The sequence below is a fragment of the Methylobacterium sp. Leaf88 genome (assembly GCF_001422795.1).
Taxonomy (GTDB): Bacteria; Pseudomonadota; Alphaproteobacteria; order Rhizobiales; family Beijerinckiaceae; genus Methylobacterium.
Map to the genome: position 1 here is coordinate 64,718 of NZ_LMMK01000021.1, position 11,185 is coordinate 75,902.

Here is an 11,185-nt window from a genome sequence, read left to right on the forward strand (position 1 = left end):
GCAGGAAGGTGCGCAGCTTGTCCTGGTTCAGCGGGTGTTTCGCGTAGAGGTGCCCCTGCAGGCCGAGCCGGCGGATCGGCACGCCGCGGCGGCGCATCCCCTCCAGGGTCCGCAGCACCATCGCGCGGCGCTGGTCGATCCAGTCCGCGTCGAGTTCGAGATCGTTCTCGTTCCAGACCCCAGCGGCGTCCGGTGCAACCGCGTGCTGGATGCGGAAGGCGAGATCGACGTAAGCAGGCCCCAGCGCCGCGAGCCACGGGGTGCGCCGCAGCCCGTCCGGGCGCCCGTCCTGGGGGCCGCAGATCTCGTTGACCACGTCCCAGGCCTCGATCCGCCCCCGATAGCGACCGGCCATGGCGCCGATCCAGCGGCGCAGGAAGACTTCGCCCTCCCCCGCCGAGAGCCGTTCGCCGACCCAGGCCGGCAGGCCCTCGTGCCAGACCAGGGTGTGGCCGCGCAGGCGCTGGCGGTTGGTCTCCGCGAAGGCCGCGACCTCGTCCGCGTAGGTGAAATCGAGGCTGTCCGGTGCCCGCCAGGCATAGGTCAGCTTCATCGCGTTCTCGGAGACGAGGATGCCGGCCTCCCGCGCCAGGGCGCGCCCGTAGGCCGGGTCCTGGCGCAGGGTGGTTCCGTTCACCGCCGAGCCGTAGGCCACCCCCTTGCGCGCGGCCGCCGCCTGGAGGCTGTCCTCCGACCACGAAGGCGCCGCGGCGAAGCCGGGCCCTGCTGCGAAGACGGGACTCCCGGCAAGGCCGAGAGCGCCGCCGAGGACGGCTCGGCGGGAGGGGCCGGGACGGCTCACGCCCCGGCGGTCTCGGGCTCCGGCGGGATCACCCGGGGCCGGCGGTCCGGGCCGATCGCCACGAAGGTGAAGAGTCCTTCGGTGACCTTCATGGTCTCCTCGCCCTCGCGCTCCCGGCGCCAGACCTCCACCTGGATGCCCATGGAGGTGCGGCCGACCCGCACGATCCAGGCGTAGATGCTCACCTCGTCGCCGACGATGACCGGTCGGTGGAAGGTCATGGCCTCCACCGAGATCGTGGCGCAGCGGCCCCGGGAGCGCCGGGCGGCGATGTTGCCGGCCGCGAGATCCATCTGGCCCATCAGCCAGCCGCCGAAGATGTCCCCGGCCGGGTTGGTGTCGGCGGGCATCGCGATGGTGCGCACCACGGGCGGGCCGCGGTCGTCGGGCTGGCGCGATGCGGAGGCGTCGGTCGTCATGGAGGAGAGGGTCTCTGGTTGCGCTGGACCGGCGCACGCAAGCCGTGCGCCGCCCGCGCCGTCATCTCACATCGGCCGTGGAGCGGCCAGGTTCTCAATCCGGCAGTGCGAAGACCACGATGGCGTCGCCGGTGCCGAAGCCGGACCCCTTGGTGAAGGAGGCGCCGCCGGCTGCCACCGCGACGTACTGCCGGCCGTCGAGGGCGTAGGTGATGGGCGGGCCGCCGATGCCGGCGCCGCACTGGAAGCGCCACAGGATCGCACCGGTCTCGGCATCGTGGGCGTCGAGATGGCCGTCCTCCTCACCGGAGAAGACGAGGCCCGAGGCGGTGGCCAGCGTGCCGCCGGAGAGCCGGCTGCCGCCCTTCACCGTCCACTTGATCGCGCCGCCCTGGGCGAGGTCCACCGCCGTCAGGGTGCTGAAGCTCGGTTCGCCCTTGGCCTCGGTGGTCTCGGTGTAGCGGATCGCCGGCCGGTCGCCCGAGGCGGGGACCGTTCGGACCACGTAGGTGGTCGCTCCGTGCCGGACCTGGGCGAAGGCGGTCCCCCGCTGCGCATCGTAGGCGACCGGATGCCAGGAGATCGCCCCGAGCGGTCCGGGACTGACCACCGTTCCGGTTTCGGTCGGGGGCGCGTAGAGGTTCTTCTGGGCGATCAGCGGCTCGGACTTCGCCAGAAGCTTCCCCGTCATGCGGTCGTGGACGTAGAGCCAGCCGGTCTTCGAGCCCTGCGCCACGGCCTTGACCGGGCCCTGCGGCGTCGGCTGGTCGAGGAGGAAGGGCGGGCTCGCCACGTCGTAGCCCCACTCGTCGTGCGGGACCTGCTGATAGTACCAGCGCAACTGCCCCGTACGGACGTCGAGGGCGACGAGGCTCATGGTGTAGAGGTTGTCGCCCGGGCGCGAGAGGCCGAAATTCTGCGGCGCCGGATTGCCGGTGCCGACGTAGATCAGCCCGAGATCCCGGTCGTAGGCCGGCGTCATCCAGAGCGAGCCGCCCCCGACCCGCCAGGCTTCCGGGTGGGCCGGGGCGGCGGCCTTCTCGGCGGCGATGTCCCGGTGCAGCGGCACCCCGTCGGGCGTGGTCGCCGAGAAGGCGCCCTCCCAGCCGTCCGACTTGGTCACGTACCAGCGCCAGCGCTCGGCCCCCGTGGCGGCGTCGTAGGCCGCAAGCCAGCCGCGGCGGCCGTAGCCGCCTTCGATGCCCACCACCGCGCCGCCGTCGAGGCCGCCCTTGGCGTCTTCCACGTGCAGGCCGTAGCCGGCGCCGGCGACGCCGACGATGACGAGGCCGTCGGCCACCAGGGGCGGCATCTTGAAGCCGAGGCGGCTCGACCCCTGGACCGTACCGGCCCCGAGCGTGTCCGCCAGGGCCGAGGCGGTCTCCGATTCTCCCTCCTCCGGGCGCACCGCCTCGTGGTCCCACAGGACCTTTCCGGTGGCCGCGTCGAGGGCGATGATCCGCCCGTCCATGGTCGCCTCGAAGACCTTGCCGCCGGAGACGGCCACGCCCCGGTTGGAGGGCGGCCCGAAGATCTTCTCCGTGCGCGCCTTGTGGGTGTAGGTCCACAGCACCCGTCCGCTGCGCGCATCGAGGGCGGCGACGTGGTTCTGGGTGGTCGAGACGTAGAGCGTCCCGTCCACCATCACGGGTTCCGCCTGGAAGTAGCCGGTGATGCCGGTCTGGAAGATCCAGGCCGGGCGCAGGGCCTTCACGTTGCCCCGGTCGATCCCGGTGAGCGGCGAGAAGTGCTGGTTGGTGTGGTCGCGGCCGAACATCGGCCAGTCGTCGGCCGCCAGGGCCGCTCCCGGCAGGCTCGCGAGAATGAGGGCGGTGAGTCCGCGGCGAAACGTGTTCGGCATGAGCATTCCTCACCTCGGTTGCCCCGTGGCCGGGCGATCCGCAGCGGATTCTGGGACGGGAACGGTTCCGATCAGCCCGTTGCGCCCGGGCGTCCGGCCCCGGCGAGCTGCGCGGGCGTGTCGGCGGCGCCCATGGAGCCCGCCAGGGCGGCGGCGGTGAGCCCCGAGCCGTCCCGGGCATCCGGATCGGCGCCGTGGGCGAGGAGCAGCGCGACCATCTCGGTGCGGTTGAACATGGCCGCGGTCATCAGGGCCGTCCGGCTCCCCGTCCCCGTGCCGTCGACCTGGGCGCCGTGGGCGAGGAGCAGGCCGGCGATGGCCATGTCACCCTTGAAGGCGGCGCCGGCCAGCGGCGTCTGGCCCCGGTCGTTGGCGAGTTCGGGGTCGCCGCCCGCCTCCAGGATCACCCGCGTCGCCTCGGCCTGCCCGTTATAGGCGGCAAGCATCAGGAGGCTGTCGCCCTTGTCGTTGCGTAGGTTCGCCGGCAGACCCTGCCCGAACAGTGTCGCGAGATCCTCCGCGTGCCCCATGCGGGCGTACTGGAAGACCCGGGCGGCGAAGGCCAGGGTGTCGGCGTCGAGCTCGGGTTTCGGCGACGTCTCGCCGGTCGAAGAAGTCTCGGGATCCATCGGTCTGTCCGGTCTGGGGCGCGATGCGGCGGCGGTCCTGTGCGCAACCTAGCTCCGCGGGCGCAGGTGTCGAGGAACGGAGGGGCGGATTCTTTGCGGCCGCCGTCAGAACCCGTGGCGGTCGAGGGTCTCTCGCAGGATGTCGATCGGAATCGCGTAGTCGGACTGCATCCCGAGATCCGGTGCGGCGCTGCTGCCGTGGATGCAGACGTAGGTGCCGCGCACGAGGCCGACGAGATCGAGGAAGAAGTCGTCGAGCATGTCCTGGTTGGTCAGCATCAGGCAGCGCACGCCGGGCTCGGCGAAGGCGAGGTTGCTGAGGGCGGCCCCCATCCCGCCGATGACGAAGCGTGCGGCGGCGAAGATCTGGACCTGGCGCGCGAAACACTCTGTCTCCGGATGAACGGTTCGGTAGCCGCGCTCCGCCAGCACGGCGATCACCTCCGCCTCGTTGACGAGGCGCCGCCGCGCGTTGCGGTTGCGGCTGACGTAGATCCGCTCCGCCAGCGGCTTGGCCGGGGGGCCGATCCGCTGGCGGATCTCCCGCGCGGAGTCGATGACGAGGGGCGACTTGGTGATCGGCTGCCGGGTGATCGGGGTCGGATAGACCAGTTCCGCGAACACGACCTCGCGCTGCGTGAGCCAGACGATCCGATCCGCGCCGATGCCCAGGGCCGCCAGGGAGTCCCGGTAGACCGTTTCCATCGCCGGAATGGCGTGAACGGTGACCTTGGCGCCGTCGAGCAGACCGGCGCGGGCGGCGACGTGGAGACGGGGCAGGCACTCGATGAGCCAGTGCCCGTAATTCTCGGCCCAGAGCTGCCAGAGATGCACCGTGCGGCCGGACACCCGGCGCGGATGGGGGAGAGTGTGGTAAACCGAACCCGTTCCGTCGGGCGCCAGCGTCAGGGCGCCGAGATAATCGCCGCGATCGCGGTTGATGAGGCTCTCCTCGACCAGGGCATCGCCCACCTGAACCAGTGCGAACCCGAAGACGCGGGCATCCCGGAATCGGTAGACGCGTGCCCCGGGGGGCACGGCCTCGGAGCCGGAGAACCGCGCCGCGAAGTCGGCGATCCGCGGCGGCGCCCCGACCAGTTCGGCGAGGGCCCGCCGATACGGCGGCGCATCGATGGAGATCGCCGAGGGGGCCGGGATTTCGGCCGCGGGCCGGAGGCGGATCGAAGCGGGAGCGGCATCCGGCTTACCCACCATCCGGTACCCGCCGTGGCGTCGGCCCCCTTCGCCCAGGGCCGCGAGCCGCTGGTCGAGGAGGCGCGCCGACGGGTTCAGGGCGGGCAGGCGCGCCCGGAATCCCGTGCGCTCCGGCACCGCGTAGACGCCGCCCCGGGCCAGCATGGGATAGAGGACGGCGAAGGCAAAAGCTTGTTCGGCCTCGGAACAGCGACGCTGGTCGACGATCAGGCTCGGGCCGTGAAAGCGTGCCAGCCCGCGCAGCCAGCGCCGATCGTCCAGGCGGCCGCATGCCACGGTGACATCGCCCGGAGCCCGGGTCGCGAGATCGGGATTGGCGGTGACGAGACAGATCGGCGCCTGGATGAAGCGGCGTCCGAACGGTTCGAGTCCGGGAACGGGTTCATCGCAGAGGATCAGGATCGCGCTCGGCCGCGTTGCCATGGCGAGGATGGCGGGCACGAGGGCGAGGCGCGATAAATCGCCCCGTGCGGTGTTTCCGGCCTCGGCGGAGCGACGGGCGCGCAGCATCCGGCCGCTGCGGACCCTTTTCCAAGCGGCCGGTAGAAACCATACTTGCACCATGCCGACTCCGAAGAAGCCACGCGCTGCGTCCGACCCAGCTCCCGACGCGGAGGTTCTGACCACGAATGTCGGGAATTCCAAGGGCTCGGACGGCAAGGGCTCAGACGGCAAGCGTGCGGGCGCCGAGGGCGCTGGCCCCAAGGCCGCTGGGGCAAAGGCTTCCGGAACGAAGGCGTCCACACCGAGGACGCCGAATTCCAAGGCGTCGAAGCCCGAGCTCCAGCCCCTCGACGAGCATCTGGCGGCCCTCCTCAGCCCGGCCCTGAACCGGAACCGCCTGCCGCCGGTCGAGCCGCCGGCCCCGGCCCGTCCGGGCCAGCCGAAGCCGCCGCGCGGACGTGCCAAGGCGCCCGCGGCTTCCAACCAGGCGTCCGCGGCTTCGAGCCAGGCGCTCTCGGCTTCCAGCAAGGCCCCGGCGATCGTCCCGGACAAGGCCTCCGGCATGGGCTTCGGCGAAGCCGCGCAGGCGACCTTCGCCCATGGCGAAGCAGCCGACGTCGATCCGCGCCTCGCCCAGGCCCTGGGCCTGCGCGCCCCGGAGGACGGACCGGTCCCGGAGGGCCTGGGGGCGGTCGAGCCGGCGGATGATGAGGGGACCTCGCTGGCCGCGGACGGCGTCTCGGCCACCGTGGACGCGCTGTCGCGCCTGCTCACCGAAGGCAACCCGCTGTTCCGGGATGGCCAGACCTGGGTGCCGCACCGGCCGGATCGGCCGAAGAAGTCCGAGGGCGGTCTCGCCTTCACGCTCAAATCGGAGTTCGAGCCGGCCGGCGATCAGCCCCGTGCCATCGCCGAGCTGGTGGATGGCGTGAAGAAAGCCGAGCGCGATCAGGTGCTGCTCGGCGTCACCGGCTCGGGCAAGACCTTCACGATGGCGAAGATCATCGAGGCGACCCAACGGCCGGCCCTGATTCTGGCGCCGAACAAGACCCTGGCGGCGCAGCTCTATGGCGAGTTCAAGAGCTTCTTCCCTGACAACGCGGTGGAGTATTTCGTCTCGTACTACGATTACTACCAGCCCGAGGCCTACGTGCCGCGCTCGGACACCTTCATCGAGAAGGAATCGTCGATCAACGAACAGATCGACCGGATGCGCCACGCCGCCACCCGCGCCCTGCTGGAGCGCGACGACGTCATCATCGTCGCCTCGGTCTCGTGCATCTACGGCATCGGCTCGGTCGAGACCTACACGGCGATGTCGTTCACGGTGTCGCTTGAGGAGAAGATCGAGCAGCGCCAGCTCATCGCCGACCTCGTGGCGCTCCAGTACAAGCGCATCCAGTCGGACTTCGCCCGCGGCACCTTCCGGGTGCGCGGCGACGTGATCGAACTCTGGCCCGCCCACCTGGAAGACCGCGGCTGGCGCATCGGCCTGTTCGGCGACGAGATCGAATCCATCACCGAGTTCGATCCCCTCACGGGCAAGAAGATCAACGACCTCAAGTTCGTGAAGGTCTACGCCAACTCGCACTACGTGACGCCGCGCCCGACGCTCCAGCAGGCGATCAAGGGCATCAAGACCGAGCTTAAGCTGCGGGTCGACGAGCTGACGAAGATGGGCCGCCTGATCGAAGCGCAGCGCATCGAGCAGCGCTGCACCTTCGACATCGAGATGATCGAGGCCACCGGCGCCTGCAACGGCATCGAGAATTATTCGCGCTACCTCACGGGGCGCAAGCCCGGCGAACCACCGCCGACCCTGTTCGAGTACCTGCCGGACAACGCCCTGGTCTTCACCGACGAAAGCCACGTCACGGTTCCGCAGATCGGCGGCATGTACAAGGGCGACTTCCGCCGCAAGGCGACCCTGGCCGAGTACGGCTTCCGCCTGCCCTCCTGCCTCGACAACCGCCCGCTGCGGTTCGAGGAATGGGACGCGATGCGACCGCAATCGATCCACGTCTCGGCCACGCCGGCCAAGTGGGAGATGGAGCAGACCGGCGGCGTCTTCGCCGAGCAGGTCATCCGCCCCACCGGCCTCGTCGACCCGGTGATCGAGATCCGACCCGCCCGCTCCCAGGTCGACGATCTCCTGGGCGAAGTCCGCGAGGTGGCGCAGGCCGGATACCGTACCCTGGTGACGACGCTGACCAAGCGCATGGCCGAGGACCTGACCGAGTACCTGCACGAGAACAGCGTGCGCGTGCGCTACATGCACTCCGACATCGATACCCTGGAGCGCATCGAGATCATCCGCGACCTGCGGCTCGGGGCCTTCGACGTGCTGATCGGCATCAACCTCCTGCGCGAGGGCCTCGACATTCCGGAATGCGCCCTGGTGGCCATCCTGGATGCCGACAAGGAGGGCTTCCTGCGTTCGGAAACCTCCCTGGTTCAGACCATCGGCCGCGCGGCCCGCAACGCCGACGCGCGCTGCATTCTCTATGCGGACAACATCACCGGCTCGATGGAGCGGGCGATGGCCGAGACCGAGCGCCGCCGGACCAAGCAGCTCGCCTACAATGCGGAGCACGGCATCACGCCCCAGAGCGTGAAGCGCGGCATCGCCGACATCCTCGACAGCGTCTTCGAGCGCGACCACGTCCAGGTCGATACGGGGCTCGCCAAGAACGCCGTCACCATCGGGCACAACCTCAAGGCGGTCATGGCCGACCTCGAGAAGCGGATGCGCACGGCGGCCGCCGATCTCGACTTCGAGGAGGCCGCGCGCCTGCGCGACGAACTGAAACGCCTGCAGGCCACGGAGTTGCTGGTCTCGGACGATCCCATGACCCGCCAGGGCGACGTGGAGCGAGAGGCGGGGCGCTTCGGCGCCAAGCAGAGCCGCATTTCCAAGCCAACCCTCGACAATATGGGGCCTGGGACCGACCGCGAGCTGCCGGTCGGCGCTCCGGTCTGGCAGGAGCGCCCGAAGGCCCGCTCGACTCAGGGGCTCGGGGGACAGAAGCCGAAATACAAGGGCGGGGGCGGACGCAAGCGCGGCTGACCGCACGGGACCCCGGCGGTTTGCCCGCCGCGGGCCGGAACCCATCGGCGGCGGCGGGGCTTGGTTCGGCAACAGACGCCCCCTCCCGTTCGGAGCCTGTCCCGTGACCCACCCATTCTCGCCCCGCTCCCGGGCAGGCCGCCCGGCCTTCCGGCCCCGCGCTGGCGGTGCGATCACCGCCCTGTTCCTGTCGGGCCTCGCCCTCTCGGGCGCCGTCGGCCTGCTCGTCGGGCCCGCGAGCCTGCGGCCGGCCTCGGCACAGTCGGTGGCCAATCCCAACGATCAGCCGACGCCCGGCACCCTGCCCGGCCGCGACACCGCGGCGGGCGCCGCCGAGCGGCCGACTGGCCAGGTCGCGCCGCCGAAGGCGATCTCCGCCCCGACCGCCGTCACCGCATCGGACGCAAAGCCGGGTGCGCGTACGAACCCGCTGGACCACCTTCCGGCGAAGGATCGCGCGGCCACGGGTGGAACGCGCCGCGACTGAGGCGTCGGCGCGGGGCCGCCATCGTTCATCGACACAGGGGAGAAGCGCATATGGGTCTGCTCGATCAAGTCATCGGCGGCGTTCTCGGACAGGTGCTCGGCGGCGGGCGCGAGCCCGAGCGAAGCGGCGGCCCGAGTGGCGGCTCAAGTGGCGGCATGCTCGGCGGGGCGATGTCGCCGATCGTTCAGGCCCTCTTGATGCTGCTGATGTCGAAGGGTGCCGGCGGCCTCGGGGATCTTCTGGGCGGCGGCCGTCACGACGAGGGCCGCCCGCCCCGCGGCGATGACGGGGGTGACATCGGCGGCTTCGGCCAGGACCGCGGCCCGGAGCCGGGCTACGGCCGCGATCGGGGCGAAGACGCCTCGCCCCTGCCCGGACGCGAAGGCGATTTCAGCGACCTGTCCGGGATGCTCGACGGCCCTGGCGACCGTGCCTCGGCCCCTCAGGATCGCAGCGCCGGTGCGGGGCCCTACGCGCATCTCGATCACGAGGCGCAGGACGGCCGCAGCGGGCTCGACGGGCTGATCGACCGCTTCCAGCGCGGGGGCCTCGGCGACGTCATGGAATCCTGGATCGGCTCCGGCGAGAATCGTCCCGTGGCGCCCGATCGTCTCGCCGACGCCCTCGGTTCGGACACGGTGAACGCCCTTCAACAGCGCACCGGCCTCGACCGGGACAACCTGCTGTCGCAGCTCGCCCAGGCCCTGCCCCAGGTCATCAACGGGCTGACGCCGCAGGGCCGCCGACCCACAAGGGAGGATATCCGGGGCTGGTGACCGCCCGTCAGGGCGAACCGAAGCGCATGCCGGGCTCGTAGAGCCGGAAGGTGTTGCGCCCGGAATCCTTGGCTTGGAACAGGGCGAGGTCGGCATTCCGGCACAACAGGTCGGGCTCGGTCCCGTCCTGGGGCGCCATCGCGACGCCGACGCTCACGCCGACGGTGACGCTGGTGCCGTCGACGTCGATCGGCTGAGACACGACCTCGATCAGGCGCTGGGCCAGGGTCCGGACGCTGCTGCTCACCACGGGTCCGGTCTGGATGATCATGAACTCGTCGCCTCCGATCCGCGCGACGGTGTCCTCGGACCGGACCAGGGCGCGCAGGCGGTTCGCGACCGTCCGCAGCAGGATATCGCCGGCATGGTGGCCGAGGGTGTCGTTCACGAACTTGAAGCGGTCGAGATCGAGACAGAGGACGGCGAAGGTGGCCCCGCGACGCTGGCTCACGGCGAGTTCCTGGACGAGGCGCTCGCGGAACAGCGTCCGGTTCGCGAGATCCGTCAGGGCGTCGTGCCGTGCCATGTGGGCGATCTGGAATTCCGCCTCCTTGCGCGCACTGATGTCGCGCGCCGCGGCCACGTAGCCGGTCGCCCGCCCGCCGTCGGCATCGTAGGTCAGGTTGAAATTGACCTCGACCCAGATCCAGTTGCCGTCCTTCCGGCGGTAGCGCTGGGTCGACACCGCCCGGGTGACGCGCTCCGCGCCGAGATCGGACAGGAGCCGTCCATACGCCTCCGCATCGGCGGGATGGACCTGGTCCAGGGGCCGGGTGCCGATCAGTTCCTCGGCCTCGTAGCCCAGGAGGGTGCGTGAGGCCGGCGAGACGTAGCGGCGCACGGTGTCGAGGGTGGCCCAGATCACCATGTCGGAGCTGTTCTCGGCGAGAAGCCGGTAATGGGCCTCGCGCTCCCGCAGCTTGGCCTTCGCCCGATGCAGGCTGAGCTGTGCCGCCACGACCGAGGCCAGATCTTGCAACCGCGCGCGATCCTCCGGTGCGAACCGGCGCGGGACCTGATCGACGACGCAGAGGATGCCGACGCGCAACCCGGCCTCGGCGACGAGCGGGGCGCCCGCGTAGAACCGGACATGCGGCGGATTGATCACCAGGGGGCTCTCGCGAAAGCGCGGATCCGCCCAGGCATCCTCCACCACGAACACGTCGTCCGACAGGATGGCGTAGTTGCAGAATGCGCCCTCGCGCGCCGTCTCGTCGAGGTCGAGGCCACACTTGGCCAGGAAGTGCTGGTGGTCTGCCGCGATCAGCGAGACGTAGGAGATCGGCATGCCGAACAGGACCGCCGCCGTGCGGCAGATGGCGTCGAAATGCGGTTCGGGTTCCGCTTGCAGGATGTCGAGATCCTGCAGCGCCCTCAGGCGCTCGGCTTCGTTGCTCGCTTTGGGGTACATGCGTGCCCTGAATTCCAGCGGACCGGCGAACCCGACCGGCTGGGCCCGGCACCTCCGGGGTGCCGGGCCCAGCC

At 70.7% G+C, this 11,185-nt stretch carries 9 protein-coding genes; 3 read left to right on the forward strand and 6 right to left on the reverse strand.

From position 1 onward, the window contains the following. The 5 genes from ASF20_RS13005 to ASF20_RS13025 all read right to left on the reverse strand — a co-directional run. A partial coding sequence (locus ASF20_RS13005; RefSeq protein ID WP_244476423.1) for an endo-1,4-beta-xylanase occupies positions 1-802 on the reverse strand: 802 nt, incomplete at its 3' end. Next, on the reverse strand, positions 799-1,221 hold the full coding sequence (locus ASF20_RS13010; protein ID WP_056222674.1) for an acyl-CoA thioesterase: 423 nt from the start codon (positions 1,219-1,221) through the stop codon (positions 799-801). The genes ASF20_RS13005 and ASF20_RS13010, both read right to left, overlap by 4 nt. 94 nt (positions 1,222-1,315) lie before the next feature. Further along, entirely contained in the window at positions 1,316-3,082 is a 1,767-nt protein-coding gene (locus ASF20_RS13015) for a PQQ-binding-like beta-propeller repeat protein (RefSeq protein WP_244476424.1), read from the reverse strand. Positions 3,083-3,153: 71 nt separating this feature from the next. After that, the gene (locus ASF20_RS13020; RefSeq protein ID WP_056274763.1) at positions 3,154-3,711 is read right to left on the reverse strand and encodes an ankyrin repeat domain-containing protein; all 558 of its coding nucleotides are present in this window, start codon (positions 3,709-3,711) and stop codon (positions 3,154-3,156) included. Between the two features lie 105 nt (positions 3,712-3,816). Continuing rightward, positions 3,817-5,436, reverse strand: coding sequence for a glycosyltransferase family 61 protein (locus ASF20_RS13025; RefSeq protein WP_056274765.1), 1,620 nt, complete (start codon positions 5,434-5,436; stop codon positions 3,817-3,819). Positions 5,437-5,488: 52 nt separating this feature from the next. Here ASF20_RS13025 and uvrB point away from each other — a divergent pair, with 52 nt between their 5' ends. The 3 genes from uvrB (at position 5,489) to ASF20_RS13040 (ending at position 9,700) form a co-directional block, all read left to right on the forward strand. Further along, complete coding sequence (uvrB, locus tag ASF20_RS13030) at positions 5,489-8,437, forward strand: excinuclease ABC subunit UvrB (protein WP_244476425.1); 2,949 nt, start codon at positions 5,489-5,491, stop codon at positions 8,435-8,437. 103 nt (positions 8,438-8,540) lie between these two features. Continuing rightward, positions 8,541-8,924 carry a hypothetical protein gene (locus ASF20_RS13035; protein ID WP_338011826.1) on the forward strand — a complete coding sequence of 128 codons (384 nt, stop codon included), beginning with the start codon at positions 8,541-8,543 and terminating at the stop codon, positions 8,922-8,924. A 50-nt stretch (positions 8,925-8,974) separates the two neighbouring features. Then, positions 8,975-9,700 (forward strand): YidB family protein, encoded by a 726-nt coding sequence (locus ASF20_RS13040; protein ID WP_056274766.1) that lies wholly within the window; start codon positions 8,975-8,977, stop codon positions 9,698-9,700. A 7-nt stretch (positions 9,701-9,707) separates the two neighbouring features. On the opposite strand, the gene ASF20_RS13045 is transcribed toward ASF20_RS13040, so the two are convergent. Continuing rightward, positions 9,708-11,111 carry a sensor domain-containing diguanylate cyclase gene (locus ASF20_RS13045; protein ID WP_244476426.1) on the reverse strand — a complete coding sequence of 468 codons (1,404 nt, stop codon included), beginning with the start codon at positions 11,109-11,111 and terminating at the stop codon, positions 9,708-9,710. Positions 11,112-11,185 lie beyond the last annotated feature (74 nt).

Coding starts and splice junctions, on each gene's coding strand:
- ASF20_RS13010 (WP_056222674.1), bottom strand. CDS start 1,221: ATGACGACCGACGCCTCCGCATCGCGCCAGCCCGACGACCGCGGCCCG.
- ASF20_RS13015 (WP_244476424.1), bottom strand. CDS start 3,082: ATGCCGAACACGTTTCGCCGCGGACTCACCGCCCTCATTCTCGCGAGC.
- ASF20_RS13020 (WP_056274763.1), bottom strand. CDS start 3,711: ATGGATCCCGAGACTTCTTCGACCGGCGAGACGTCGCCGAAACCCGAG.
- ASF20_RS13025 (WP_056274765.1), bottom strand. CDS start 5,436: ATGCTGCGCGCCCGTCGCTCCGCCGAGGCCGGAAACACCGCACGGGGC.
- uvrB (WP_244476425.1), top strand. CDS start 5,489: ATGCCGACTCCGAAGAAGCCACGCGCTGCGTCCGACCCAGCTCCCGAC.
- ASF20_RS13040 (WP_056274766.1), top strand. CDS start 8,975: ATGGGTCTGCTCGATCAAGTCATCGGCGGCGTTCTCGGACAGGTGCTC.
- ASF20_RS13045 (WP_244476426.1), bottom strand. CDS start 11,111: ATGTACCCCAAAGCGAGCAACGAAGCCGAGCGCCTGAGGGCGCTGCAG.